Origin of the sequence: Rhodanobacter sp. T12-5, assembly GCF_008329435.1 — a bacterium.
In the GTDB taxonomy this organism is placed as follows: Bacteria; Pseudomonadota; Gammaproteobacteria; order Xanthomonadales; family Rhodanobacteraceae; genus Rhodanobacter.
The window spans coordinates 1-25,856 of the sequence record NZ_NPKN01000003.1; the positions used below are offsets into that span (position 1 = coordinate 1).

At 64.0% G+C, this 25,856-nt stretch carries 35 protein-coding genes and 1 pseudogene; 34 read left to right on the forward strand and 2 right to left on the reverse strand.

Annotated features, from left to right (window positions below):
- From CIW53_RS08005 to CIW53_RS08160, 32 genes and pseudogenes are all read left to right on the forward strand, one after another.
- Positions 1-196 (forward strand): annotated as a pseudogene (locus CIW53_RS08005) (elongation factor Tu); the annotation flags it as partial.
- 440 nt (positions 197-636) lie between these two features.
- Positions 637-948 (forward strand): 30S ribosomal protein S10, encoded by a 312-nt coding sequence (gene rpsJ / locus CIW53_RS08010; RefSeq protein ID WP_068095401.1) that lies wholly within the window; start codon positions 637-639, stop codon positions 946-948.
- A gap of 20 nt (positions 949-968) precedes the next feature.
- Positions 969-1,610 (forward strand): 50S ribosomal protein L3, encoded by a 642-nt coding sequence (gene rplC / locus CIW53_RS08015; RefSeq protein ID WP_149364209.1) that lies wholly within the window; start codon positions 969-971, stop codon positions 1,608-1,610.
- Between the two features lie 11 nt (positions 1,611-1,621).
- Positions 1,622-2,224, forward strand: a complete 603-nt coding sequence (rplD, locus tag CIW53_RS08020; protein WP_149364210.1) for a 50S ribosomal protein L4 — start codon at positions 1,622-1,624, stop codon at positions 2,222-2,224.
- Complete coding sequence (rplW, locus tag CIW53_RS08025; protein WP_007082176.1) at positions 2,221-2,514, forward strand: 50S ribosomal protein L23; 294 nt, start codon at positions 2,221-2,223, stop codon at positions 2,512-2,514. The genes rplD and rplW overlap by 4 nt, the downstream gene beginning before the upstream one ends.
- A 17-nt stretch (positions 2,515-2,531) precedes the next feature.
- Complete coding sequence (gene rplB, locus CIW53_RS08030; RefSeq protein ID WP_149364211.1) at positions 2,532-3,356, forward strand: 50S ribosomal protein L2; 825 nt, start codon at positions 2,532-2,534, stop codon at positions 3,354-3,356.
- A 12-nt stretch (positions 3,357-3,368) separates the two neighbouring features.
- On the forward strand, positions 3,369-3,641 hold the full coding sequence (gene rpsS / locus CIW53_RS08035) for a 30S ribosomal protein S19 (protein WP_007082178.1): 273 nt from the start codon (positions 3,369-3,371) through the stop codon (positions 3,639-3,641).
- Positions 3,641-3,976, forward strand: a complete 336-nt coding sequence (gene rplV / locus CIW53_RS08040) for a 50S ribosomal protein L22 (RefSeq protein ID WP_077442337.1) — start codon at positions 3,641-3,643, stop codon at positions 3,974-3,976. Before rpsS ends, rplV begins: the two co-directional genes overlap by 1 nt.
- 15 nt (positions 3,977-3,991) lie before the next feature.
- Positions 3,992-4,744 carry a 30S ribosomal protein S3 gene (gene rpsC, locus CIW53_RS08045; protein ID WP_149364212.1) on the forward strand — a complete coding sequence of 251 codons (753 nt, stop codon included), beginning with the start codon at positions 3,992-3,994 and terminating at the stop codon, positions 4,742-4,744.
- An 11-nt stretch (positions 4,745-4,755) separates the two neighbouring features.
- Entirely contained in the window at positions 4,756-5,169 is a 414-nt protein-coding gene (rplP, locus tag CIW53_RS08050) for a 50S ribosomal protein L16 (protein WP_007808195.1), read from the forward strand.
- On the forward strand, positions 5,169-5,354 hold the full coding sequence (rpmC, locus tag CIW53_RS08055; RefSeq protein ID WP_149364213.1) for a 50S ribosomal protein L29: 186 nt from the start codon (positions 5,169-5,171) through the stop codon (positions 5,352-5,354). The genes rplP and rpmC overlap by 1 nt, the downstream gene beginning before the upstream one ends.
- Before the next feature lie 12 nt (positions 5,355-5,366).
- A complete protein-coding gene (gene rpsQ / locus CIW53_RS08060) occupies positions 5,367-5,639 on the forward strand; it encodes a 30S ribosomal protein S17 (protein WP_149364214.1) in 273 nt (90 codons plus the stop codon).
- A gap of 14 nt (positions 5,640-5,653) precedes the next feature.
- Positions 5,654-6,022, forward strand: a complete 369-nt coding sequence (rplN, locus tag CIW53_RS08065; RefSeq protein WP_007513359.1) for a 50S ribosomal protein L14 — start codon at positions 5,654-5,656, stop codon at positions 6,020-6,022.
- A gap of 14 nt (positions 6,023-6,036) precedes the next feature.
- Positions 6,037-6,351: a 50S ribosomal protein L24 gene (gene rplX, locus CIW53_RS08070; RefSeq protein ID WP_077442341.1), complete on the forward strand. Its 315-nt coding sequence runs from the start codon at positions 6,037-6,039 to the stop codon at positions 6,349-6,351.
- 8 nt (positions 6,352-6,359) lie between these two features.
- On the forward strand, positions 6,360-6,902 hold the full coding sequence (rplE, locus tag CIW53_RS08075) for a 50S ribosomal protein L5 (protein ID WP_172969630.1): 543 nt from the start codon (positions 6,360-6,362) through the stop codon (positions 6,900-6,902).
- 12 nt (positions 6,903-6,914) lie between these two features.
- The gene (gene rpsN, locus CIW53_RS08080; protein WP_149364216.1) at positions 6,915-7,220 is read left to right on the forward strand and encodes a 30S ribosomal protein S14; all 306 of its coding nucleotides are present in this window, start codon (positions 6,915-6,917) and stop codon (positions 7,218-7,220) included.
- A gap of 224 nt (positions 7,221-7,444) precedes the next feature.
- Positions 7,445-7,840 carry a 30S ribosomal protein S8 gene (gene rpsH, locus CIW53_RS08085; RefSeq protein WP_007808190.1) on the forward strand — a complete coding sequence of 132 codons (396 nt, stop codon included), beginning with the start codon at positions 7,445-7,447 and terminating at the stop codon, positions 7,838-7,840.
- An 11-nt stretch (positions 7,841-7,851) separates the two neighbouring features.
- The gene (gene rplF, locus CIW53_RS08090; protein ID WP_149364217.1) at positions 7,852-8,379 is read left to right on the forward strand and encodes a 50S ribosomal protein L6; all 528 of its coding nucleotides are present in this window, start codon (positions 7,852-7,854) and stop codon (positions 8,377-8,379) included.
- A gap of 88 nt (positions 8,380-8,467) precedes the next feature.
- Positions 8,468-8,821 (forward strand): 50S ribosomal protein L18, encoded by a 354-nt coding sequence (gene rplR / locus CIW53_RS08095; protein WP_149364218.1) that lies wholly within the window; start codon positions 8,468-8,470, stop codon positions 8,819-8,821.
- Between the two features lie 106 nt (positions 8,822-8,927).
- Positions 8,928-9,437: a 30S ribosomal protein S5 gene (gene rpsE, locus CIW53_RS08100; protein ID WP_149364219.1), complete on the forward strand. Its 510-nt coding sequence runs from the start codon at positions 8,928-8,930 to the stop codon at positions 9,435-9,437.
- On the forward strand, positions 9,430-9,630 hold the full coding sequence (gene rpmD / locus CIW53_RS08105) for a 50S ribosomal protein L30 (RefSeq protein WP_068095376.1): 201 nt from the start codon (positions 9,430-9,432) through the stop codon (positions 9,628-9,630). Before rpsE ends, rpmD begins: the two co-directional genes overlap by 8 nt.
- A 5-nt stretch (positions 9,631-9,635) precedes the next feature.
- Complete coding sequence (gene rplO, locus CIW53_RS08110; RefSeq protein ID WP_149364220.1) at positions 9,636-10,067, forward strand: 50S ribosomal protein L15; 432 nt, start codon at positions 9,636-9,638, stop codon at positions 10,065-10,067.
- Positions 10,068-10,071: 4 nt separating this feature from the next.
- Complete coding sequence (gene secY / locus CIW53_RS08115) at positions 10,072-11,394, forward strand: preprotein translocase subunit SecY (protein WP_149364221.1); 1,323 nt, start codon at positions 10,072-10,074, stop codon at positions 11,392-11,394.
- Positions 11,395-11,521: 127 nt separating this feature from the next.
- A complete protein-coding gene (gene rpsM, locus CIW53_RS08120; protein ID WP_149364222.1) occupies positions 11,522-11,878 on the forward strand; it encodes a 30S ribosomal protein S13 in 357 nt (118 codons plus the stop codon).
- A gap of 12 nt (positions 11,879-11,890) precedes the next feature.
- Positions 11,891-12,277 (forward strand): 30S ribosomal protein S11, encoded by a 387-nt coding sequence (gene rpsK / locus CIW53_RS08125; RefSeq protein WP_113723938.1) that lies wholly within the window; start codon positions 11,891-11,893, stop codon positions 12,275-12,277.
- Positions 12,278-12,288: 11 nt separating this feature from the next.
- On the forward strand, positions 12,289-12,915 hold the full coding sequence (gene rpsD, locus CIW53_RS08130; RefSeq protein WP_149364223.1) for a 30S ribosomal protein S4: 627 nt from the start codon (positions 12,289-12,291) through the stop codon (positions 12,913-12,915).
- 15 nt (positions 12,916-12,930) lie between these two features.
- A complete protein-coding gene (rpoA, locus tag CIW53_RS08135) occupies positions 12,931-13,929 on the forward strand; it encodes a DNA-directed RNA polymerase subunit alpha (protein WP_056714883.1) in 999 nt (332 codons plus the stop codon).
- A gap of 313 nt (positions 13,930-14,242) precedes the next feature.
- Entirely contained in the window at positions 14,243-14,626 is a 384-nt protein-coding gene (gene rplQ / locus CIW53_RS08140; protein ID WP_149364224.1) for a 50S ribosomal protein L17, read from the forward strand.
- Positions 14,627-14,825: 199 nt separating this feature from the next.
- Positions 14,826-15,329: a disulfide bond formation protein B gene (locus tag CIW53_RS08145; RefSeq protein ID WP_149364225.1), complete on the forward strand. Its 504-nt coding sequence runs from the start codon at positions 14,826-14,828 to the stop codon at positions 15,327-15,329.
- A 28-nt stretch (positions 15,330-15,357) separates the two neighbouring features.
- Entirely contained in the window at positions 15,358-16,725 is a 1,368-nt protein-coding gene (locus CIW53_RS08150) for a 3-deoxy-7-phosphoheptulonate synthase class II (protein ID WP_149364226.1), read from the forward strand.
- Between the two features lie 128 nt (positions 16,726-16,853).
- Positions 16,854-17,615, forward strand: a complete 762-nt coding sequence (locus CIW53_RS08155) for a c-type cytochrome (protein WP_149364227.1) — start codon at positions 16,854-16,856, stop codon at positions 17,613-17,615.
- Positions 17,612-18,904 (forward strand): cytochrome c, encoded by a 1,293-nt coding sequence (locus CIW53_RS08160; RefSeq protein WP_149364228.1) that lies wholly within the window; start codon positions 17,612-17,614, stop codon positions 18,902-18,904. Before CIW53_RS08155 ends, CIW53_RS08160 begins: the two co-directional genes overlap by 4 nt.
- Before the next feature lie 51 nt (positions 18,905-18,955).
- Here the strand turns inward: CIW53_RS08160 and CIW53_RS08165 are convergent, their stop codons facing one another.
- Entirely contained in the window at positions 18,956-19,477 is a 522-nt protein-coding gene (locus tag CIW53_RS08165) for a mismatch-specific DNA-glycosylase (RefSeq protein WP_149364229.1), read from the reverse strand.
- Entirely contained in the window at positions 19,461-20,153 is a 693-nt protein-coding gene (locus CIW53_RS08170; RefSeq protein ID WP_149364230.1) for an ATP-binding protein, read from the reverse strand. Before CIW53_RS08170 ends, CIW53_RS08165 begins: the two co-directional genes overlap by 17 nt.
- Before the next feature lie 230 nt (positions 20,154-20,383).
- Here CIW53_RS08170 and rng point away from each other — a divergent pair, with 230 nt between their 5' ends.
- The gene (gene rng / locus CIW53_RS08175; RefSeq protein ID WP_149364231.1) at positions 20,384-21,883 is read left to right on the forward strand and encodes a ribonuclease G; all 1,500 of its coding nucleotides are present in this window, start codon (positions 20,384-20,386) and stop codon (positions 21,881-21,883) included.
- 27 nt (positions 21,884-21,910) lie between these two features.
- Positions 21,911-25,855 carry a YhdP family protein gene (locus tag CIW53_RS08180; RefSeq protein ID WP_242451842.1) on the forward strand — a complete coding sequence of 1,315 codons (3,945 nt, stop codon included), beginning with the start codon at positions 21,911-21,913 and terminating at the stop codon, positions 25,853-25,855.
- Position 25,856: the final 1 nt, after the last annotated feature.

A 25,856-nucleotide genomic window follows, 5' to 3' on the forward strand; every position in this document is an offset into this window, starting at 1 on the left:
GTTCTACTTCCGCACGACCGACGTGACCGGCGCTTGCCAGTTGCCGGACGGTGTGGAGATGGTGATGCCGGGCGACAACGTGAAGATGGTGGTGAGCCTGATCCACCCGATCGCGATGGACGAAGGCTTGCGTTTCGCCATCCGCGAAGGCGGCCGCACCGTCGGCGCCGGCGTGGTGGCCAAGGTCATCAAGTAAGAACCGTTATCCCGGCAGCGAGCTGCCGGGATAACTTCCGCCGTTGATCCGACCTGATGCTCGGATAACGCCGGAGGGGTGGCACGTGGTTTTGCCACCGAACCACTTCCCTGTCGGGAAATTAGCAGATATACTTTGCAGCTCACTTGTCGATCAAAGCTTCGCTTTGACCGATCTACCGCGAAATGAGGCGCAGGACGTGCTTCGAGTTCGCGGGCCGGGATGGCCCATCGCAATGGAACATTTCGCAGGTCCTGCCTGCCGACAATGTCTCGTTGCGCGATGCAGATTCTGTCCAGGCGAGCCGAATAGTGCTCGCCTGGTCTTTTCGAATTGGGGTCGGGAATTTTCACGGCTGCCGATGTGGTGCAAAGGGTTGTGCGAGGCGGTGAGAAGCCGTTTCGTTTCACATTACGTTCTTTAGACAACAGGACACGGTTATGGCGAACCAGAAGATTCGGATTCGGCTGAAGGCGTACGATCATCGATTGATCGACCGCTCGGCCAGCGAGATCGTCGAAACGGCAAAGCGCACGGGTGCCACGGTACTCGGCCCGATTCCGCTTCCGACCAAGATCGAGCGTTACACCATCCTGACGTCGCCGCACGTCGACAAGGATGCACGCGACCAGTACGAGACCCGTACGCACAAGCGTGTGCTCGACATCATCGACCCGAACGACAAGACCGTGGACGCGCTCATGAAGCTTGATCTCGCCGCTGGCGTCGATGTTCAGATCAAGCTCGGTTGAGCGACAGACAGGATACGAAAATGAGTATCGGATTGGTTGGCCGCAAATGCGGCATGAGCCGACTCTTCACTGAAGATGGCCGCTCGATTCCGGTGACGCTGATTGAAGCGACGCCGAATCGCGTGACCCAGTTGAAGACGGACGACAACGATGGCTACAGCGCCGTCCAGGTTTCCGCGGGCAGCAAGCGCGCCAACCTGCTGACGCAGCCGCTGAAAGGCCACTACGCGAAGGCCAAGGTCGAGCCGGGTCGCGGCTTGTGGGAATTCCGCGTGGCTGCCGAGGATCTCGGCAAATACGAAGTGGGCAGCGAGATCAAGGCGGACGACGTGTTCACCGTCGGTCAGATCGTCGATGTCGCCGGCGTGTCGAAGGGCAAGGGCTTCCAGGGCACGATCAAGCGCTGGAATTTCAAGATGGGTGATGCCACCCACGGCAACTCGCTGTCGCATCGTGCGCCGGGCTCCATCGGCCAGCGCCAGACTCCGGGTCGCGTGTTCCCCGGCAAGAAGATGTCCGGCCACATGGGTGCGGTCAACCGCACGCAGCAGGGTCTGGAAGTGGTCAAGGTCGACGCCGAGCGTCATCTGATCGCGGTGAAGGGTGCGGTGCCGGGTGCTACCGGTGGCGACGTCATCATCCGCCCGACGACGAAGAGCTGAGGAGAGACGCCATGGAACTCAATGTTATTGGCGCCAAGTCACTCAACGTGTCGGACGAAGTGTTCGGCGGTGAGTACAAGAAGGCCCTGGTTCACCAGATCGTGGTTGCCTACCAGGCGGCCGGTCGCGCCGGCACCCAGTCGCAGCTGACGCGCGGCGAGATGTCCGGTACCACCAAGAAATTCAAGAAGCAGAAGGGCGGCGGCGCTCGTCACGGTGACTACCGTGCACCGATCTTTGTCGGTGGTGGTCGCGCCTTTGCGGCCAAGCCGCGCAACTACGAACAGAAGGTCAACCGCAAGGCTTACCGTGTCGCGATCCGTTCGATCTTCTCCGAACTGGTTCGCCAGGATCGCCTGAAGATCGTCGAGAGCTTCGGCATCGAGACGCCGAAGACTTCCGCGATGGTCGCCAAGCTGGCCGAGCTGGAAGTGTCCGGTCGCGTGCTGCTGGTGTCGGAAGATGCTTCGGAGTCGGTATTCCTGGCCGCCCGCAACATCCCGTACATCCATGTGCTGGACGTGATGGGCCTGAACCCGGTCAGCCTGGTCGGTTCCGATCATGTGGTGATGACGGTTGACGCCGTGAAGAAAGTCGAGGAGTGGCTGGCATGAACAACGAACGCATTCTCGACACGCTGCGCGCGCCGCACATCTCCGAGAAGTCCGCCCGTCTGGCCGAGCACAACCAGTACGTATTCGTGGTCGCCCCCGCGGCGACCAAGGCCGATGTCCGTGCTGCCGTGGAGAAGCTGTTCGACGTGAAAGTCGAGCAGGTGAACCTCGTCAACACCAAGGGCAAGGTCAAGTCCTTCCGTTTCCGCGCTGGCAGTCGCCAGGGCAAGCGCAAGGCCTATGTGCGTCTTGCCGATGGCCAGACCATCGACGTGTCCGCCAAGGCCTGAGCCAGGAGTTTTGTGAAATGGCATTAATCAACCACAAGCCGACCTCGCCGGGCCGTCGCGACGCCGTCAGCGTTCGCACGGAGGGCCTGCACAAGGGCGCTCCGTACGCGCCGCTGACCGAGTCGCAGTCCCGCACTGGCGGTCGCAATCATCATGGCCGCATCACCGTGCGTCATCGCGGCGGCGGTCACAAGCAGCAGTACCGCATCATCGATTTCAAGCGCGACAAGGAAGGCATCGCCGCCCGTGTCGAGCGCATCGAATACGATCCGAACCGCACCGCCCATATCGCATTGCTGTGCTATGCCGATGGCGAGCGCCGCTACATCATCGCGCCGAAGGGCGTGCAGGTGGACGATCGCCTGCTGTCCGGCCGTGACGCGCCGATCAAGGCCGGCAACTGCCTGCAGCTGCGCAACATCCCGATGGGCAGCACGATCCACTGCATCGAGCTGCGTCCGGGCAAGGGTGCGCAGATCGCCCGCAGCGCAGGCGCTTCGGTGCAGCTGGTGGCGCGCGAGTCCGGCTACGCCACGTTGCGTCTTCGCTCCGGCGAGATGCGCCGCGTCTCGGTTGATTGCCGCGCCACCATCGGCGAAGTCGGCAACGGCGAGCACAGCCTGAAGAAGCTCGGCAAGGCCGGCGCCAAGCGCTGGCTGGGTATTCGCCCGACCGTTCGCGGTGTGGTGATGAACCCGGTCGACCATCCGCACGGCGGTGGTGAAGGCAAGACCTCTGGCGGTCGTCATCCGGTCAGCCCGTGGGGCACGCCGGCGAAGGGTTACAAGACCCGTAACAACAAGCGCACGCAGCAGTTCATCGTGCGTCGTCGTACCAAGTAACAGGAAGCCGACATGCCTCGCTCTTTGAAGAAAGGTCCGTTCGTCGACCTTCACCTCGTAAAGAAGGTGGAAGCTGCGGTTTCCGCCAACAACAAGCGCCCGATCAAGACCTGGTCGCGCCGCTCGATGATCCTGCCGGAAATGGTCGGCTTGACCATCGCCATTCACAACGGCCGTCAGCACGTACCCGTACTGATCAACGAGAACATGGTCGGGCACAAGCTCGGCGAGTTCGCGGTGACTCGTACGTTCAAGGGCCATGTCGGCGACAAGAAGGGCAAGTGATGAGCACTGAAGCCAAAGCGATCCTGCGCGGCGCCCGCATCTCGGCGCAAAAGGCACGCCTGGTGGCTGACCTCGTTCGCGGACTTCCCGTGGGCCGGGCCAGCGACGTGCTCACCTATACCAACAAGAAGGCTGCGCACCTTGTCCGCAAGGTGCTGCTGTCGGCCGTCGCCAACGCCGAGAACAATCTCGGTGCCGATGTCGACGAACTGAAAGTGGCCAGCATCTTCGTCGACGAAGGTCCGGCGATGAAGCGCATGCATGCCCGCGCCAAAGGCCGCGGTTCGCGCATCCTGAAACGCACCAGCCACATCACTGTGGTTGTCGGCAACTGACTGGGGACGTAGACGATGGGTCATAAAGTTCATCCCACCGGTATCCGCCTCGGCATTGCCAAGGACTGGAACTCGAAGTGGTTCGCCAACAAGGGCGATTACGCGAAGTATCTCGTGGCCGACATCAAGGTCCGCGACATGCTGAAGAAGAAGCTCGCTGCAGCCGGCATCTCGAAGATCCAGATCGAGCGTCCGGCCAAGACCGCACGCGTGACGATCCACACCGCCCGTCCGGGCGTGGTGATCGGCAAGAAGGGCGAGGATATCGAGAAGCTGCGCAAGGAAGTCAGCGACATGATGGGCGTTCCGACGCACATCAACGTCAGTGAAGTGCGCAAGCCGGAGCTCGACGCGCAGCTGGTAGCTGAATCGATCGCGCAGCAGCTGGAGCGCCGCATCATGTTCCGCCGCGCGATGAAGCGCTCGGTCGGCAACGCGATGCGCCTGGGCGCGCTGGGCATCAAGATCAACGTGTCCGGTCGTCTGAACGGTGCGGAGATCGCCCGCTCCGAGTGGAGCCGCGAAGGTCGCGTGCCGCTGCATACGCTGCGTGCCGACATCGACTACGGCTTCGCCGAAGCGAGTACCACCTACGGCATCATCGGCATCAAGGTGTGGATCTACAAGGGCGAGATCTTCGATTTGGCTGCAGCCAGCCAGGAGTCGAAGGACGAGCCGTCGCAGCCGCGCCGCGAAGGTGGCGAAGGTCGTCGTAATGATTCGCGTCGCGAGGCCGGTGACGGCCGCCGCGAGCGGACTGCGAAGTAAGGAGAGTTGCCATGTTGCAACCCAAGCGAACCAAATACCGCAAGCAGTTCAAGGGCCGTAACGACGGTCTGGCGCAGTGCTCCAACCTCGTCAGCTTTGGCGAGTATGGCCTGAAGGCGACGACACACGGTGCGCTCACCGCGCGTCAGATCGAAGCCGCACGTCGTTGCATTACCCGCTTCGTCAAGCGTGGCGGCAAGTTGTGGATCCGCGTGTTCCCGGACAAGCCGATCACCAAGAAGCCGATCGAAGTCCGCATGGGCGCGGGCAAGGGCAGTGTCGAGTTCTGGGTCGCTCCGATCCAGCCTGGTCGCATGCTCTATGAAATCGAGGGCGTCGACGAGACGACGGCACGCGAGGCGTTTCGCCTGGCTGCCGCCAAGCTCTCGGTGCAGACCCAGTTTGTTACCCGGGCGGTGATGTGATGGCCAGCAAAGATATCAACAACCAGTCGGCCGATGAGCTGAACCAGCATCTGCTGGATCTGCGCAAGGAGCAGTTCAATCTGCGCATGCAGAAGGGCTCCAGCCAGCTCACCCAGCCGCACCAGCTTCGCCGCGTTCGGCGTGACATCGCCCGCACGAAGTTCGTGCTCGGCAGCAAGAAGTAAGGGACGGCCGACATGAGCGACACTCAGATTCAAGAACAGAAGCAGGCGCGTACCCTCGAGGGCCGCGTCACCAGCAACAAGATGGACAAGACGGTCACCGTGCTGGTCGAGCGCCAGGTCCAGCATTGGCTGCTCGGCAAGATCATCCGCCGTTCGACCAAGCTGCATGCGCAGGACGACCTGGGTGCGAACGAGGGCGACCTCGTGCGTATCGCCGAATGCCGTCCGTTGTCCAAGACCAAACATCACCGCGTGGTTGAAATCATCACGCGCGCCAACGTCTAAGGGAGGGTGCAGCCATGATCCAGATGCAAAGCACGCTTTCCGCAGCGGACAACAGCGGCGCGAAGGAACTGATGTGCATCAAGGTGCTCGGCGGCTCCAAGCGCCGTTACGCCGCGATCGGTGACGTCATCAAGGTCACCGTGAAGGATGCGATTCCCCGCGGCAAGGTCAAGAAGGGCGAGGTGTACAACGCCGTGGTGGTTCGTACCGCCAAGGGTGTGCGCCGTCCCGATGGTTCGCTGATCCGTTTCGACGGCAATGCAGCGGTCCTCCTCAACAACAAGCTCGAGCCGATCGGTACCCGTATTTTCGGGCCGGTTACCCGCGAGCTGCGCAGCGAGAAGTTCATGAAGATCGTCTCGCTCGCACCCGAAGTGCTCTGAGCGGAGATCACAAAATGAACCGTATCCGTAAGGGTGATCAGGTGCTCGTGATCACCGGCAAGAACAAGGGTCAACGCGGCGACGTGCTGCGTGTTGCAGGCGAGCGCGTGTTCGTCTCCAACGTGAATCTGGTGAAGCGTCACACCAAGCCGAACCCGCAGGCCAACCAGGCTGGCGGTATCGTCGAGCGTGAAGCCTCGATCCATCTCTCCAATGTGCAGCTGTTCAACCCCGCCACGAACAAGGGTGAACGCGTCGGCACCAAAACGCTCGAAGATGGGCGCAAGGTCCGCGTGTTCCGTTCGACTGGCGAGGTCGTGGACGCGTAAGGAACACGATCATGACGCGCCTTGAAAATTTTTATAAAGAGCAGGTAGTCGCCAAGCTCACCGAGCAATTCGGCTACCAGAACGTGATGCAGGTTCCCCGCATCACCAAGATCACGCTAAACATGGGCGTGGGCGAAGCTGCGGGCAACAAGAAAGTGCTCGAGAACGCCGTGGCCGACATGGCCAAGATCGCGGGCCAGAAGCCGATCACGACCAAGGCGCGCGTTTCCGTGGCCTCGTTCAAGATCCGCGACGGTTGGCCGATCGGCTGCAAGGTCACCTTGCGCCGTGCCCAGATGTGGGAGTTCATGGACCGCCTGATCAACATCTCGCTGCCGCGCGTGCGCGACTTCCGCGGTGTGTCCGGCAAGGCGTTCGATGGCCGCGGCAACTACAACTTCGGTATCAAGGAACAGATCATCTTCCCTGAAATCGACTTCGACCAGGTTGATGCGCTGCGTGGCATGGATATCTCCATCACCACGACCGCCAAGACCGACGAAGAGGCGAAAGCCTTGCTGGCAGCATTCAGCTTCCCGTTCCGTAACTGATAGGCGTTATCCATGGCCAAGACATCAATGGTGAACCGCGATATCAAGCGGACCAAACTCGTCAAGAAGTACGCCGCCAAGCGTGCCGAACTGAAGGCGATCGTGCTGAGCTCCACTGCTTCCTACGAGGAGAAGATGGGCGCGCAGACCAAGCTGCAGAAGCTTCCGCGTGATGCGAGCCCGTCGCGTCAGCGCACGCGTTGTGCGTTGACCGGTCGCCCGCGTGCGGTCTATGCCAAATTCGGTCTGGGCCGCAACAAGCTGCGTGAAGCCACCATGCGCGGCGACGTGCCGGGTCTGCGCAAGGCCAGCTGGTAATACAAGAACCGGAGTCGTTCCGCGGGGCGCAAGCGCCACGGACGATTCACCAGGTGGCTCCCACGAGCTGCCGTTGATGCGACTACCGCGTCGACATTCGCTAAAACCTGAAAAGGCTGATATAGTCAGCGGTCTGCGCAAGGCAGGCCGATGTTTCTTGTCGGCTCACAATCTGATTGATTTCCGGTTTTATCGGATATCGGTGCACTCTGAAGGATGTTTTCATGAGCATGACTGATCCCATCGCCGATCTGTTCACGCGCGTCCGCAATGCCCAAGCCATGGGCAAGCCGACCGTGCGTATGCCGTCGTCGAAACTGAAGGTGGCGATCGCCGACCTTCTCAAGAACGAGGGCTACATCCTCGACGCCAAGACTTCCGCCGAGGAAGGCAAGCCGGTGCTCGAGATCAAGCTCAAGTATTTCGAGGGCCAGCCGGCCATCGAGCGTATCTCCCGTGTCAGCCGTTCCGGCCTGCGCGTCTATCGCGGCAAGGACGAGTTGCCGAAGGTCCTTGGTGGCCTGGGTATCTCGATCATCTCGACTTCCGCTGGTCTGTTGACCGATGCGCAGGCCCGTGCCAAGGGTCTGGGCGGCGAAGTCATCGGCCAAGTGGCATAAGGAGTCTTTCGATGTCACGTGTAGCCAAACAACCCATTTCCCTGCCGAAGGGCGTCGAGCTGACCGTCAATGACGACCGGATCTCGGTGAAAGGCCCCAAGGGCACCTTGTCCGTGCATCACCTGCCGGGCGTCACCGTTGCGGTCGAGAACGGTGTGGCGAACATCACGCTGGAAGAGGGGTCCGACGACAAGTTCGGCGGCACCGCCCGCGCGCTGCTGGCCAACATGGTCACCGGCGTTTCCACGGGTTACGAGCGCAAGCTCGAGCTGGTCGGCGTCGGTTACCGCGTTTCCATGCAGGGCAAGTCGCTGAACCTGAGCCTGGGCTTCTCGCATCCCGTGGTGTTCGAGGCGCCGGAAGGCATCAGCATCGAAACCCCGACGCAGACCGAGGTCCTTATCAAGGGCGCGGACAAGCAGGCGGTAGGTCAGGTGGCGGCCAAGATTCGCGGTTTCCGTCCGCCGGAACCCTACAAGGGCAAAGGCGTGCGCTATGCCGGCGAGAAGATCACGATGAAGGAAGCCAAGAAGGCTTAATGCGGGTCCCTCCGCGAAGACCGGCCATCCATGGCCGGACTTCGAAAGAGCCCCAGACACAAGTCGATCCGCTTTCAAGGAACTAACGATGAACAAGAACGAAAATCGCCTGCGCCGCGCCAAGTCCACCCGCTCGCATATCCGCAAGCTGGCCGTGGCCCGCCTGTCGGTGCATCGCACCGGTCAGCACATCTACGCGCAGGTGTTCGATGCCTCCGGCGTGAACGTGGTGGCTGCGGCTTCCACCGTGCAGAAGTCGGTCGCCGAAGGCCTCAAGGGCACCAAGAACCTGGCGGCTGCTGCGGCAGTCGGCAAGGCGGTCGCCGAGCGTGCGAAGGCTGCGGGTATCGAGTCGGTGGCATTTGACCGCTCGGGTTTCCGCTACCACGGCCGCATCAAGGCACTGGCCGATGCAGCGCGTGAGGCTGGTCTGAAATTCTGAGCATTACCCGGGTCGGGGCGTTGTCCTGATTCCACAGCGTCACCTACAACTCCAAGCGGCTCAGCCGCAAGCAAAGTCCCGGTTTGCCGGGCACATGGAAAAGAACATGTCTTCTACCGATCGCGAAAATTCCGACGGCCTGCTGGAAAAGTTGATTGCCGTCAACCGTGTGGCCAAGACCGTCAAGGGCGGCCGCCAGATGAGCTTCACTGCACTGACTGTCGTCGGTGATGGCGAGGGCAAGGTCGGCTTTGGTTATGGCAAGGCGCGTGAAGTGCCGGTGGCCATCTCCAAGGCGATGGAGCGTGCCCGCCGCCAGATGGTGAACATCGAACTGAACAACGGCACCCTGTGGTACGCCATCAAGGCGAACCACGGTGCAGCCCGCGTCTACATGCAGCCCGCTTCCGAGGGTACCGGCGTGATTGCCGGCGGTGCCATGCGTGCCGTGCTGGAAGTGGTCGGCGTCAAGAACGTGCTGGCCAAGGCGGTCGGCTCGCGCAACCCGATCAACCTGGTGCGCGCCACCATCAAGGGCCTGCAGGCGGTTGCCTCGCCCAAGAAGATCGCCGCCAAGCGTGGCAAGTCCCTGGAAGAGGTGCTCGGCAATGGCTAAGTCCCAACAAACCGCCGACAAGACCGTGCGCGTGCGCCTGGTCAAGGGCCTGCGCGGCGTGCAGGCGCGTCATCGCCTCAGCGTCAAGGCGCTGGGTCTGGGCAAGATCAACGACGTCCGTGAATTGAAGGACAGCCCGCAGGTTCGTGGCCTGATCAACACGGTCTATTACCTGGTCCGGGTCGAGGAGTAAGCATCATGCGTTTGAATACACTTAAGCCGAACGACGGCTCGCACAAGACGCGTCTGCGCGTCGGCCGCGGTATCGGTTCGGGCATGGGCAAGACGGCGGGCCGCGGACACAAGGGTCAGCATGCTCGCGCCGGTGGTACCCACAAGTTCGGTTTCGAAGGCGGCCAGATGCCGCTGAATCGCCGGATGCCGAAGGTCGGTTTCCGCTCGAAGCTGAAGGTCGGCAGCCAGGAAGTGTTCCTCTACCAGCTGGCCAACCTCAAGGCTGACGTGATCGACGTCGTCGTGCTGCATCAGGCTGGCCTGATCGACAGCCGTGCGAAGAAGGTCAAGGTGGTTCTCAAGGGTGAAATCGGTCGCGCGGTGAAGTTGTCGGGTCTGCTGGCTACCGCCGGCGCCAAGGCAGCCATCGAGGCTGCCGGCGGCAGCGTGGAGTAATCAGGTGGCAGCAGCCAAGGGCAATGCACTCGGCAAGCTCGGCAAGCTGACGGAGCTCCGGCAGCGCATCTTCTTCGTGATCGGTGCGCTGGTGGTGTTCCGGCTTGGTTCGTTCATTCCGGTACCTGGCGTCAATCCGGAGGCGATGACCAGCCTGGTCAACGGCAATGGCCTGATGGACATGTTCAACATGTTCTCGGGTGGCGCGCTGGCACGGTTCTCGGTGTTCGCGCTTGGCGTGATCCCGTACATCTCGGCGTCGATCGTGTTCCAGATGATGGGCTCGGTGGTGCCGAGCCTGCAGGGCCTGCGCAAGGAAGGCGAGGCCGGCAAGCGCAAGATGACGATGTATACGCGCTATGCCACGGTGGCCTTGGCAGCGTTCCAGTCGTTCGGTATTGCGGTGGCGCTGCAGAACCAGGTCGCCGCGGGTGGCGCGCCGGTGGTCTACACGCCGGGCTTCGGTTTCATCATGTCATCCGTGGTCGGGCTTACCGCCGGCACGATGTTCCTGATGTGGCTGGGCGAGCAGATGACCGAGCGTGGCATCGGCAACGGTATTTCGCTGCTGATCTTCGCCGGTATCGTCGCCGGTCTGCCGGGCGCGGTGGTTCACACGCTGGGCATGGCCAACAATGGCGAGTTGACGCTGATCATGTTGCTGATGGTGTTTGGTCTGACACTGGCAGTGACCGCGTTTGTGGTGTTCATGGAACGCGCCCAGCGGCGCATCACGGTGAACTACGCGAGGCGGTCGGGTGGGCAGAAGGCCTACATGAACCAGAGTTCGAACCTGCCGCTGAAGATCAACATGTCGGGCGTGATCCCGCCGATTTTCGCGTCCAGCCTGCTGATGTTCCCGGCAACGGCGATCAGCTGGTTCAGTACCGGTCAGCAGTCGCGCTGGTTGCAGGACTTGACGCAGTCGCTGAGTCCGGGCAATCCGCTTTACGAGATCGTGTTTTCGGTGTTGGTGATCGGTTTTGCATTCTTCTATACGGCGATCGTGTTCAACGCCGACGAAACCGCCGACAACCTCAAGCGGTCGGGTGCGCTGATTCCGGGCATTCGTCCGGGCAAGGCGACGGCCAGCTACATCGATGCGGTGATGACACGTCTGACCGGTGTCGGTGCGTTGTATCTGGTGCTGGTGTGTCTGGTGCCATCGTTCATGCAGCAGGCCTGGCACGTGCCGTTCTATTTCGGTGGCACGTCGCTGCTGATCGTGGTGGTGGTGGTGATGGATTTCACGGCTCAGGTGCAGGCGCATCTGGTCAGTCACCAGTACGAAAGTCTGCTCAAGAAGGCCAATCTCCGTCGCAGCTGAGGCTGTGGTCGATAGGTCACAAGTCGGGGAGTGGCGACACCGCGGTGTCGCAGGGCTTTCCAGTTCGGGTAATTCAGGTTAAAATTGCGCGTTTACCGCGCACGAAACGCATCGGAGAAAGTACATCATGGCGCGCATCGCGGGTGTCAATTTGCCGGTCCAGAAACATGTCTGGGTCGGTCTGCAGAGCATTTACGGTATCGGCCGCAGCCGTGCCAGGAAAGTCTGCGTGGATGCTGGCGTGGTTCCGACCACCCAGATCAAGTCCCTCAGTGAAGGCGAGGTGGAGAAGATCCGCCACGAAATCGGCAAGTACATCGTCGAGGGTGATCTTCGCCGTGAGGTGGGCATGGCCATCAAGCGTTTGATGGACCTGGGTTGCTACCGTGGCTTGCGCCATCGTCGTGGCCTGCCGGTGCGCGGCCAGCGCACGCGTACCAACGCACGTACCCGCAAGGGTCCCCGTCGCGCGATCAAGAAGTAACGGATTCCGAATATGGCTAAGCCGGTTAAAGCAAAGAAGAAGATCAAGCGCGTTGTCACGGATGCCGTGGCCCACGTGCAGGCCTCCTTCAACAACACCATCGTCACCATCACCGATCGTCAGGGCAATGCCTTGTCGTGGGCTACCGCCGGCGGCGCCGGTTTCCGTGGCTCACGCAAGTCGACCCCGTTCGCCGCCCAGGTCGCCGCCGAAAAGGCTGGCCGCGCCGCAGGCGACTACGGCGTGAAGACGGTCGAAGTGCGTATCAAGGGCCCCGGCCCGGGTCGCGAATCGGCCGTGCGCTCGCTGAATGCGCTGGGCTACAAGGTGCTCAACATCATCGACGTCACGCCGATTCCGCACAACGGTTGCCGTCCCCCCAAGAAGCGTCGAGTCTAAGGAGCATACCCATGGCCCGTTATCGTGGAGCTACCTGCAAACTCGCCCGCCGCGAGGGTGCAGATCTCAGCCTGAAGAGCCCGGCGCGCGCGCTGGATTCCAAGTGCAAGCTGGAAAACAAGCCCGGCCAGCATGGCGCGAACAAGCGCATGCGCATGTCCGACTACGCCGTGCAGTTGCGCGAGAAGCAGAAGGTCAAGCGCATCTATGGTGTGCTTGAGCGCCAGTTCAGCAACTACTACACCAAGGCGTCGACCCTCAAGGGCAACACCGGTGAAAACCTGTTGCGCCTGCTCGAGAGCCGCCTGGACAACGTCGTCTATCGCATGGGCTTTGCGGTCACCCGCGCCCAGGCTCGCCAGCTGGTTGCCCACAAGGCGATCCTGGTGAACGGCAAGAAGGTGAACATTCCTTCGTATCAGGTTCGCCCAGGCGACGCGATCGCGCTGACCGAAAAGGCCCGCGCCCAGTTGCGCGTGCAGGAAGCGGCGACCGTGTTCGACACCATGGACCTGCGTCCGATCTGGGTCGAAGTGGATTCCAAGAAGTTCGAAGGTACGTTCAAGTCGGTGCCGGATCGCGGTGATCTGCCGTCCGACATCAATGAAGCATTGATCATCGAGCTTTACTCGAAGTAATTACCGGAGCTCTGCATGGCAGTTTCGTCAACTAGTGTGCTGCGGCCTCGGGGCCTCAGCGTCGAACAGCTCGGAGCCAACCGCGCCAAGGTGGTGGTCGAGCCGCTCGAGCGTGGCTTCGGCCATACCCTGGGCAACGCGCTGCGTCGCGTGCTGCTCTCCTCGATCCCTGGCAGTGCCATCGTCGAGGTTGAAATCGATGGCGTGTTGCATGAATACACCACCCTGGAAGGCCTGCAGGAGGACGTCATCGAAGTCCTGCTCAACCTCAAGGACGTGGCGATTCGTCAGCACACCGGCGATGAAGTCACCCTGACCTTGTCCAAGAAGGGCAAGGGCGTGGTCACGGCCGGCGACATCGTGGTCGACCACTCGGTGGAAATCATCAACCCCGAGCACGTGATCTGCCACCTTACCAAGGACATCGCGCTCAACATGCGCCTGAAGGTGCGTCGTGGCGTCGGCTACCAGCCGGCCAGCACGCGGCAGCATCCGGATGACGAGGCACGTCCGATTGGCCGCTTGCAGCTGGACGCGTCGTTCGCGCCGGTGCTGCGCGTGGCCTACGAAGTGGACGCCGCTCGTGTCGAGCAGCGCACCAACCTCGACAAGCTGGTGCTGGACATCGAGACCAACGGCACCATCGGCGCCGAGGACGCGGTCCGCAAGGCGGCCGAGATCATCAACGACCAGTTGTCGGTGTTCGGTGACTTCTCGCGTCGCGAGAGTGCCACCGACAAGGCGGAGAAGAGCGGTTTCGACCCGTTGCTGCTGCGTCCGATCGACGATCTGGAGCTCACCGTGCGTTCGGCGAACTGCCTGAAGGCCGAGAGCATCTACTACATCGGCGATCTGGTGCAGAAGACCGAAGTCGAGCTGCTGAAGACGCCGAACCTCGGCAAGAAGTCGCTGACGGAAATCAAGGACGTGCTGGGCGGGCGTGGTCTCGCGCTGGGCATGAAGCTTGAGAACTGGCCGCCGCCGGGTCTGTCGCACGGCATGCAGCTGGGTTGATTGCGGTTTCGCGATCACCCGTGATCGCGAGTGGTACCGGTGCACTGGCGAGGTTGAGTTTCGGCTCTCTCGCCAGGCGCCACCAGCGGCCATCATGGTCGCGTTGTTTTTTTTGCGGTCCCTTTTGATCGCTGTGACATTCGGTTGGGCGAGTACGGGTCTGCCTGCTGCGCCAGCCGCCAAAGACGGTCGTCAACGACCGTACTTTCAAACAAGAGTCCGATACAAAAGGCTCCTCATAGCGGGTAACCGCGGGAATCCGGACATACGCGCCGGCTTTTCATAACAACAGACATCCAAAGAGTATCCAGTCATGCGCCATCAAAAATCCGGACGCAAACTCAATCGCACCAGCTCGCATCGCGAAGCCATGTTCAAGAACATGGCCTCGTCGTTGATCAAGCACGAGCTGATCCGTACCACCCTGCCCAAGGCGAAGGAACTTCGTCGTGTGGCGGAGCCGCTGATCACGCTGGGCAAGGTCGATGGCGTTGCCAATCGTCGCCTCGCTTTTGCGCGCCTGCGCGACAGCGAAGCGGTAGGCAAGCTGTTCGTCGAACTGGGGCCCCGTTACAAGGAGCGCCCTGGTGGTTACCTGCGCATCCTCAAGTGCGGCTTCCGCCCGGGCGACAACGCGCCGATGGCGTACGTCGAGCTGGTGGGGCGCCCGCAGGTCGAGGCGGTCGACGCCGAGTAGGGTCGCAACCGGTCTGGTTTTCCATCGCCTCGAAACAGGCGTCCAGACGCCCAGACACAGAAACCCGGCCGGGCAACCTGCCGGGTTTCTGCTTTTTGGCACGGCTCGGGCGGAATGATTTCGCATGGAATGCGATGCGCCTGCTGACAGCGCGCCAGCGAGCAGGTAAGGTCATTGTTCCGCAACGCAGCAATTCGCCATGAATCCATTCCGCTGGTCGTATCGTGTCGGTTTTTTCGTCGGTTTCCTCGTCTGTATCGGCCTGCTCGGGTTTGCCCTGTATGCCGAGTACGAGCTCGGCATGACGCCGTGCCCGTTGTGCATTTTTCAGCGCATCGCATTCCTGGTCATGGGCCTGTTCTTTCTGCTGGGCGCTTTGCATGCACCGCGCTGGCAAGGGCGCTGGGTGTACACGGGCCTGGTTCTGGCCGGCGCCGCAGGTGGGATAGTCACTGCCACGCGCCACTTGTGGCTGCAGACGTTGCCTCCCGACCAGGTGCCGTCGTGCGGCCCGGGGCTTGGCTACATGCTGGACGCGTTTCCGTTCGCGAAGATGCTGAAACTGGTCTTCACCGGCTCCGGCGAATGCGCCAAGGTCGAGCCGATCCTCGGTCTGCCGATGCCGGCCTGGAGCCTGCTCTGGTTTGTCCTGCTGGCCGGATTGGCGATCGTGGTGACGCGCCGCAACGCCCGCACGAATTGAACGCAATCACTGCCATCAAGGCTGCACGATGAACCCCGCTTTGTCCAAGCTTCCCGTTTCCGATTCCTGGGCTCCCGATTCCTGGCAGCAGCGCGTGGCGCTGCAGCAGCCGCGGTACGACGATGCGAGCGAACTGGCCGAGGCCGGCGCGCACCTCGCCCAGCTGCCGCCGCTGGTGACCTCGTGGGAAGTCCTGGCATTGAAGCAGTCCCTGGCCGATGCGCAGGAGGGGCGACGCTTCCTGTTGCAGGGTGGCGATTGCGCGGAGAGTTTTGCCGACTGCACCAGTCCGGTGATCTCCAATCGACTGAAAGTGCTGTTGCAGATGAGCCTGGTGCTGGTGCACGGCATGAAGAAGCCGGTGCTGCGGGTCGGTCGTTTTGCCGGGCAGTACGCGAAGCCGCGTTCTGCCGACAACGAGACGCGCAACGGCGTCAGCCTGCCGAGTTTTCGCGGCGACCTGGTCAACAGCCCGGAATTTACGCCCGCCGCGCGCCGGCCAGATCCACAGCGGATGATCCAGGCGCACGCCCATTCGGCGCTGACGATGAACTTCGTGCGCGCGCTGATCGATGGCGGCTTCGCCGACCTGCATCATCCGGAATACTGGGATCTGGCCTGGGTCGAGCATTCACCGCTGGCAGCGGAATATCGGCAGATGGTTGCCGGCATCGGCGATTCGCTGCGCTTCATGGAAACGCTGGCCGGCCCGATCGCCGGGTTCTCGAAGGTGGATTTCTTCACTTCGCACGAAGCGCTGCTGCTGCACTACGAGCAGGCGCTGACCCGCCAGGTGCCGCGCCATCCCGGCTGGTTCAACCTGTCCACCCACTTCCCCTGGATCGGCATGCGCACGGCGGCGCTGGACGGTGCGCATGTGGAATATTTCCGCGGCATCCGCAACCCGATCGCGGTGAAGGTGGGGCCGACGGTGAACCCGGACCAATTGCTGCCGTTGATCGATGCGCTGAACCCTGACGACGAGCCGGGCCGGCTGACCCTGATCCATCGCATGGGCAACGCCAAGATTGCCGCGGCCTTGCCGCCGTTGCTGGAGGCGGTGAAACGCGAGGGTCGGCGCGTCCTGTGGGTCGCCGATCCGATGCATGGCAACACCGAGAGCACCTCCAACGGCTACAAGACCCGTCGCTTCGACAACATCAGCGGCGAGCTCGACCAGGCGTTCGATATCCACGCCTCGGTCGGTACCCGGCTTGGTGGCGTGCACCTGGAATTGACCGGCGAGGACGTCACCGAATGCATGGGCGGTGCGCGAGACCTGTCCGAGACCGATCTCGATCGGGCCTACAAGTCGATGGTCGATCCGCGACTCAACTATGAGCAGTCGCTGGAATTGGCCATGCTCATCGTGCGCAAGTCCGGTGGCATGGCTTGAACTTGCGCGCGCAGATGTGAGATCGCCCCGATGCCGTGCGGCAGGTTGTCGCGCCGGCATCCAGGGCCGCATCGCGGCGGGACGAAAGGCAGTGGCGGTTCTATAATCGGCGGATGATCACGTCAGCCATGCGGAACCGGCGTTCGCGCCTGCGTGCGGTGCGGTGCCTGGGTTCGTTGCTCGCGCTAAGTCTGGTTGGCTTCGTCGCGATGGCCGCCGACCAGCCATCGACACCCGCCCATCCAGCCATTCCCGACACCTTGCAGCAGCGCATCATCGCCTGCACCACCTGCCACGGCGTACATGGTGAAGGCACGCCGGGCAGCGGTTATTTTCCGCGTCTGGCCGGCAAACCGGCGGCTTATCTGGCGCGCCAGATGCAGGATTTCCAGAATGGCCTGCGCAAGTACGCGCCGATGGAATACACCGTGCGCCAACTCAGTCCCGCCTACATGCAGGAAATCGCCGAGTACTTCGCGACACAACAAGTGCCCTACAGTCGCTCGCCATTGCCGCCGGTTCCCGCGACGGCGTTGCAACGCGGCGAACAGCTGATCAGCAAGGGCGATCCCGCGCGCAGGATCCCCGCCTGCGCCAGTTGCCACGGCAACCAGCTCACCGGCGTGGAGCCATCCACGCCGGGCCTCGTCGGCTTGCCGTATGACTACATCAGCGCGCAACTGGGCTCGTGGCGGACGCATACCCGTGCGACGCTGGCACCCGACTGCATGGCTGTCGTCGCCAATCGGTTGACCGATTCGGACATCACGGCAGTGGCCGCGGCGCTGGCCAGTCGCCAGTTGCCGGCCGACACGCACGCGCAGGCCGCAGGATCGGTGACGCCACCGTTGCCTTGCGGCGTACTGGGTGCGACGGGAGATACACCATGAAATGGTTGCGTCGGCTGTCGCTGCTGATCGTGGTGCTGATCGTGCTGGTGCTGGGCTGGGTGCTGTTCGGTCGCAGCGGCCGTGAACCCACCCCTCCCGGCACGAGCAAGGTCACCGCCACCACCCTGCACGATCCGGCACTGATCGCCAAGGGTGAATACCTGGCGACGGTCGGCGACTGCGCCGGCTGCCACACCGCGCAAGGTGGCGCGCGTTACGCCGGCGGTCGTTCGCTGGCTACGCCATTCGGCGACATTCCCGTACCCAACATCACGCCCGATCGCGAAACCGGCCTGGGCGACTGGAGCTTCGAGAACTTCTGGCAGGCGCTGCATGCCGGCAAGGGCCGTCACGGCGAGTTGCTGTATCCGGCGTTCTCGTACACCTCGTATACCAAGGTCGACCACGACGATGCGCTGGCGATTTTCGCCTTCCTGCAATCGTTGCCGCCGGTGCACCAGCCGGCCAAGCCCACCTTGTTGAAATTTCCTTACAGCGTGCGCAAGAGCCTGGTGGCATGGCGCGCGCTGTATTTCACGGAAGGCGAATTCCAGCCGGACCCGGCACAGTCGCCGCAATGGAATCGCGGTGCCTACCTGGTACAGGGGCTGGGCCATTGCAATGAGTGTCACGCTGCACGCGATTCGCTCGGCGGAACCCCGCCGGATGTGCACCTGACCGGTGGTCAGATCCCGATGCAGAACTGGTACGCGCCGGACCTGAGTACCCGCCAGAACGGCGGTCTGCAGGGCTGGCGCGAACAGGACATCGTCGATCTTCTGAAAACCGGTCAGTCGGCCAGGGGTGTGGCGTTCGGCCCGATGGCCGGGGTGGTGGCCAACAGCACCCAGCACATGACCGATGACGACCTGCGGGCGATCGCGACCTACCTGGGCTCGCTGCCGCCGCGCGCATTGCCGGTGGCAGAAACCCAGCTGTTCAATGCCGACGCGATCGTCCGCGGCGGCGGGAAGATCTACGCGCAGCATTGCGAGCAATGCCATGGCAAGGACGGCAACGGCGTCGCCGGCGTGTATCCACCGCTCAACGGCAACAGCTCGGTGACCGAACCGACCGGCATCAATGCGACCCGGATGATCCTGCTGGGCGGATTTGCCCCGCTTACCGCCAGCCATCCGCGCCCGTACTCGATGCCGCCGTTCGCGCAGCAGCTGAGCGACGTCGAGGTGTCGGCCGTGGCCAGCTACATCCGGCGGTCGTGGGCGAACCAGGCTTCCGTCGTGCGCCCGGACGACGTCAGCAAGTACAGGCATACGCCGATCGATTGATCGGGATTCGGGATTCGGGATTCGCGGCGGTGTCGCCCGCCGGTGCGGTACCTACCTGTCGCGGGTAGCGATGCGATACAGCTCGGCCAGTGCCAGCCACGGCGCGAGGTTCCAGTGCCCGCGGGCCTGCCCCGATGGCGACGGCAGCACGAACAGCTGCGTGTCGCCAATGGCGCTGTCCTGCAGGCCGTAATTCACCGGGTGGCCGATCGCGATGCGCGCTGCGTTCTTGCTGGTAAAGGCGAGCAGGCGCGGACCATGCCGTTCGATCCTCGCGATCAGGGCGGCTGCGTCGAAGGCTTGGCGCGGCAGCTCGCGGTCGTTGCCGCTGTGATGCTTGGCCAGGTCGGTGAGGCCGATCCCGTAGCTGGGCAGTTGCGGAAATTCCGCCGGCGTCAGCTGGCGCGGAGTCAGGCCGGCCTCGAACAGCGCACGCCAGAACAGGTTGCCGGGATGGGCGTAGTAGGCGCGCTCGGCGGCCGAACGCTTGCCCGCGGCGGTGCCGCAGAACACCAGGGCGAGGCCGGGTTGCAGCACGTCGGGCAGGATGTGGGCCTCAGTGTGAGGCGGCATGGTCGTCCAGCAGGAAATCGGTGAACTGGAAACGTCCTTCGCGCAAGACCGATTCGCCGCGCCGCAGTTTCAACGGCTGGCGGAACAACGGGCCGGCATGGCTCAGGGTGTGGAACTCGCCGCGTTCGCCGCAGGGGTCGACGCCCGCCGGCAGCGCGTCGAGCAGGGCGGCGTCATAGTCGCGGCCGCAATAGTCGGCGTCGAGTTGCTGGGTGTCGACGCAGCAAAGCACGGCGCGATGGCCTTCGCTGACAAAGCGGCGTGAAAGTGCCGCGGTGTCCTCGCCCCACAGCGGGAACACCGCGCGCCAGTTTTCGCGGCCAAGCTGGCGCACGCGGTAATCGCGCACGTCCTCCAGGAACAGGTCGCCGAACGCGCAGTGGCGAATCCCCGGCCAACGCATCCGTGCCTCGACCAGCGCCTGCGCGTGGGCCGCCTCATAGGCCTCGTTGCTGCCGGGCCAGTCCAGCATCACCTCGACCAGCGGCAGCTCCAGCGCGGCGGCCTGCGCCAGCAGCACGTCGCGCGGCGTGCCGTGCATGGCTACGCGCTGGTAGTTGCGGTTGACCGTGGTGAGCAGGCCGACGACCTGCCATTGCGGGTCGGCGAGCAGGCGCTGCAGTGCCAGCAGGCAATCCTTGCCGCCGCTCCAGGCCAGCAAAATCGGGTTGGTCATTCAGGTACCTGTGGTGTCATTCGATCCGTTCACGATAACGCGGCCGCTGGCCGTGGCCCGCAGCTTGCCGGTTTGGGCGTCGCCAGTCACCTGTGGCGGCCGGTGAAATCCATGTGCGCCGCCCGGCGACCTTCGCGCCGACGCAGCCAGGGATGTGATCCCGCGAAATGCTTCATCGACAGGTCGCGCCTGCAGCCGCTATAAAGATGGTTAATTTCGGGGGGCAGGCAGTGAGCGAAGAAATCCTGATCAACGTAACCCCGCGCGAGACGCGGGTGGGCGTGGTCGAGAACGGCATGTTGCAAGAGGTGCATGTCGAGCGGGCCTCCCGGCGTGGCTATGTGGGCAACGTCTACAAGGGCCGGGTGCAGCGCGTGATGCCCGGCATGCAGGCAGTGTTCGTGGAGATCGGGCTGGAGCGCGCGGCTTTCCTGCATGCCTCGGACATCGTGCGGCCACCATCGGCGGAGGCCGCCGAATCGAATGGCAACGGCCACGGCAACGGGCATGTTCCCTCGATCAGCGAACTGGTCCACGAAGGCCAGGAAATCGTGGTGCAGGTGGTCAAGGACCCGATCAGCACCAAGGGTGCGCGGCTGTCGGCGCACCTGTCGATTCCCTCGCGCTACCTGGTGCTGTTGCCGTACGCGCGCACCCTGGGCATTTCCGCGCGGATCGAGGACGAGGTCGAGCGCCAGCGGCTGAAAGACGTGCTGACCCCGCTGATCGGCGATGACGTACCTGGCAGCAGCCGGCTCGGCTACATCGTGCGCACCAACGCCGAAGGCCAGAGCGCCGAGGCGCTGGCGTTCGACGTCGCCTATCTGACCAAGGTGTGGCGCGTGGTGCAGGAAAACATCGCCAAATCGAAAGTGGGCGAGCGCGTCTACGAGGAATTGTCGCTGCCGTTGCGCAGCCTGCGCGACATGCTCAACGACGACATCGAGAAGGTGCGGGTGGATTCACGCGAGACTTTCGAGCAAGTCACGAAATTCGTGCACAAGTTCATGCCGCAGCTGGACGATCGCATCGAGCACTACGATGGCGAGCGGCCGATCTTCGATCTGTACGGGGTCGAGGACGAGATGCAGCGCGCGCTCAGGAAAGAGGTGCCGCTGAAATCCGGTGGCTACCTGATCGTCGACCAGACCGAGGCAATGACCACGATCGACGTCAACACCGGCGCCTACCTCGGCACCCGCAACCTGGAGGAAACGGTCTACCGCACCAACCTGGAGGCGGCCCAGGCGGCGGCGCGCCAGCTGCGCCTGCGCAACCTCGGCGGCATCATCATCATCGACTTCATCGACATGAACGATGAGGAGCACAAGCGCCAGGTCTTGCGCATGCTGAACAAGGGCCTGGCGCGCGATCACGCCAAGACCACGGTGTACCCGTTGTCGGCGCTGGGGCTGGTCGAGATGACCCGCAAGCGCACCACCGAAAGCCTCGCGCGCCAGTTGTGCGAACCGTGCGCGACCTGCAACGGTCGTGGCGTGCTGAAGACCGCGGAAACGGTGACCTACGAGATCTTCCGCGAGATCACCCGCGCGGTACGCCAGTTCAACGCCGAGAAGTTGCTGGTGATGGCGAACCCGCTGGTGGTCAACCGCATCCTGGAAGAGGAATCCGGTGCGGTCGCCGAACTGGAAGAGTTCATCTCCAAAAGCATACGCTTCCAAGCTGAAGAGCATTATTCGCAGGAACAGTTCGATGTCGTCTTGCTGTAAGCCCGGCCTGGATCGCCGCGCGTGAACATGGTGTGGCAGCGCAGGTTGCATCGTTGCGCCCGCGCATCGGGCTGGACGGCCGGCGTACTGGTGATCCTGCTCGCCGTGATGGCGGCACTGGCCCAGTTGCTGCTGCCGTTGCTGGCGCGCCATCCGGCCTGGATCGCCGCGCAGCTCAGCCAGCGTTTGCAGCGACCGGTCAGCTTCGACTCGATGGAGGGGCGCTGGACCACCTCCGGGCCGTTGTTCGTGATGCACGGGGTGGCCATCGGCGCGGCGGCCGGGGAAAGCGGCACCGTGCTGCAGTTGCCCGAGTCCGAGCTGAAGCTCGACTTCGGCGGCTGGCTGCTGCCGTCGCGGCACCTGCTCAACCTGCACGTGCGCGGCCTGCAGCTGGATCTGCTGCACGACGCCGGTGGCTGGCACGTCAACGGCATCGGCACGGCCGGCGGCAACGCGCGGCAACCGTTGTCGCTGGGCCGGCTGTCGGCCGATCTGTGGCTGGAAGACCTGCGTGTGGTGGTTACCGACGCCACCTTGGGCAAGCGTTACGCGCTGCTGTCCAGACAGTTGCGGCTGAGCCACCAGAGTGGCCGGATCCGTTTCGGCGGCATGCTGCAGCGCGAAGGCGCAAGCGCTGCCGTGCGCATGGCCGGCCGCTTCCGCGATGACGGCAGCGCGGGCCAGGTATGGGTCAGCGTCGATGGCGCCGAACTGAAGCCGCTGCTCGACGGCATCGATATGGGCGGCTATACGGTCGGCAACGGCAGTGGCCAGCTGAGCGCCTGGCTGGACTGGCGCAAAGGTCGGCTGACCCGCAGCCTGGTCCATGTCGACCTGGACACGCTTTCGGTGAGCGCACCCGCTGGCGGTACAGCTACGGTGGCGGCGCTGCACGGGCTGGCCGGGGTGCGGCAGATTCCCGACGGCTACGACGTGCGCTGGGCCGGCGACGATGGCAGCGCACTGGCGCTGAGCCTGCATCGCCCGGGCACACCCCGGGCAAGCGTGGGCGTCGCTGCACGCGAGTTGCAACTGGCACCGCTGCTGCCATGGCTGGCGCTGAAGCCGGATCTGTCGCCAGCGCTGGCGCAATGGCTGGGCAGCGGACATCCGCGCGGCGACCTGAGCCGGGTCGCGCTGCGGTGGAGCCGTGCCGAAGGCCTCCAGTCCGTCGATGTGGCTTTCGATGGTCTGGCAATCGACCCGATCGGCAAGCTGCCCGGCGTGAACAGCCTGCATGGCGAGTTGCGCGGCGATGCCGAAGCGCTGTCGCTGGAGCTGCCGGCGCAAGCCGCCACGCTGCAATTCCCGCGCGCGTTCCGGCAGCCGTTCGTGCTGTCGAAACTGGCCGGCATGCTGGCGTTCTGGCCGCAAGACGGCGACTGGCACATCGGCGTGGACACGCTGGACTTTGCCGGTGCCGGCTATGCCGGCCAGACCCGCGGTGAGGTGGTACTGCCCGCCCAGGGCGGACATCCGTTCGTGGACATGTACGCCTCGCTCGACCATGCCGACGTGGTCGCCGCCAAGCTGTTCTGGCCGATCGGTTCGATGTCGCCGGCCACCATCGCCTGGCTGGACCGCAGTTTGGTGGCCGGCCAGCTCGACCAGGCGCAAGTGCTGGTGCGTGGCGACCTCGGCGACTGGCCGTTCCGGCACAACGAAGGCCGCTTCGAGGCGCGCGCGGCGATCAGCGGCCTCACCCTGGACTACGGCAAGGACTGGCCGCAAGCCACGGGGATCGACGCGGTGGCCAGCTTCGTCGACAACGGCATGCTGGTCGAGGCCAGCGGTGGCCAGTCGCTGGGCGTGAAGGTGGACAAGGCGGTGGCGCTGATCCCGGATTTCCACGACAGCCTGCTCGACATCAACGTGCAAGGCGCCGGCAGTGGCGCGAGCCTGCTGGAGTTTGCGCGCAACAGCCCGGTCGCCAGCCACGTGGCCGACACACTGGCCAAGCTGAAGCTTGGCGGCAACGGCACGTTCGAGTTCCATCTGGCGCTGCCGCTGAAGGACGCCCGCGACGCGCAGCTGAGTGGCAGCGCCACGCTGAAAGACGCCGACCTCAGCGCGCCGGCCTGGAACCTCCAGCTCGACAAGCTCAACGGCCCGCTGCAGTTCGACCTGCACGGCCTGCGGGCGGGCCCGCTCGATGCGGGCTTCCGCGGCCAGCCGTCGAAGCTGCAACTGGCGATCGCCGGCGCCACCGGCGACCCGGCCATGATCCTCTCGGCCAAATTGCAGGGCAGCTACCGCATGGCCGAACTGACGCAGGGCTACCCGTCGCTGGACTGGATCGGCAAGCTCGCCGACGGGCGCAGCGCGTTCGACATCGGCTTCACCATCGCGCACGTGGCCGGCAGCGATGCGCTGGCGCAGACCCTCAGCGTCGATTCGTCGCTGGAAGGCATCGCACTGGACTTGCCGGCACCGCTGCACAAGCCGGCGCCAACCAGCCTGCCGCTGCACCTGACGATGAGCCTGCCGGTCGGCGGCAGCGATCTGCAGCTCGGGCTGGGCGACGTCATGCGCGGCCACCTGCGCCTGTCCGACGGGCCGCAGCATCCGCTGGCCGGTACGCTGGCGTTCGGCAATCAGATGCCCGAGGCATTGCCGCCGCGCGACCTGCGCATCCGCGGCCACGCCAGCCAGCTCGACGTCACCGGCTGGGTGCAGCGTACGGTGGCCGCCGGTGGCGGCAACGGCCCGGGACTGGAAAGCCTCGACGCCAGCACCGATCAGGCCGAATGGTTCGGCCGCCCGCTCGGCGCGCTCAAGCTGCGCGCTGCGCCACAGACGGACGTGCTCAGCGTGGACGTGGATGGCGCCGCCATGGCCGGCAACTTCAGCGTGCCGACCAGCGAGCTGAACAAGCGCGGCGTCACCGCGCGGTTGCAGCGGCTGTACTGGCCGAAAGCCCCCGCGGCGCCAGCCGGCGATCATCCCGCCAAGCCGTCCGTCGGCGCCGCGGCCGCGGCTGCCGTGCCGCTGCACGATCCGGCCAACACCGGCATCAATCCGGCAGCGTTGCCGCCGTTCCACCTGTGGGTGGGCGACCTGCGCCTGGGTGACGCGAAACTTGGCGAAGCCCGCCTGGAAACCTGGCCGACCGCCGATGGCCTGCACATCGAGCAGTTGCGTGCACTGTCCAGCCGTGTGCAGATCAACGCCAGCGGCGACTGGAACGGCAGCGCCAGCAACAGCCGCACGCACATGAAGATCAGCTTCGCCGCCGAGGATCTGGGCACGATGCTGGGCGCATTCGGTTTCGACGGACTGGTCAATGGCGGCAAGACGCGCGACCAGCTCGACGCCAGCTGGCCCGGCGCGCCCAGCGACCTGTCGCTGGCCACCATGGACGGCACCTTGGGCATTCACGTCAGCGACGGCCGTATCCCCGAAGCGACCTCGCCCGGCATGGGTCGCCTGCTTGGCCTGGTCTCGCTGGCCGAGTTGCCGCGCCGACTCACCCTCGACTTCGGCGACGTGTTCGGCAAGGGCCTGGCGTTCGATTCGATCGCCGGCGACTTTCACCTCGCCGACGGCAACGCCACCACCGACAACCTGGTGATCGCCGGCCCGGCGGCAAACATCGGCATCAGCGGCCGCACCGGCCTGCGCGCGCGCGACTACGACCAGCAGATGGTGGTGGTGCCGCATGTCGGCAACAGCCTGCCGCTGGTCGGCGCGGTGGTCGGCGGCCCGATCGGCGCGGCGGCCGGCTTTGCCGTGCAGGGCCTGCTCGGCAAGGGATTGAACCAGGCCGCCAGCGCGCGCTACCGGATCACCGGCAGCTGGGACGATCCGGTGATCACCCTGGTCGAAAAGCGCGGCAGCGCCCTGGCGCCGGCGACGCCATTGCTCAACCCTGCGTCCGCGTCGTCGTCTGCCAACCTGCCGGCCCTGTCCATGCCGGCGACGGCCGGCAGTACCCGGGCGCCGGCCGCGGCCAGTTCGACCCGGCCATGAC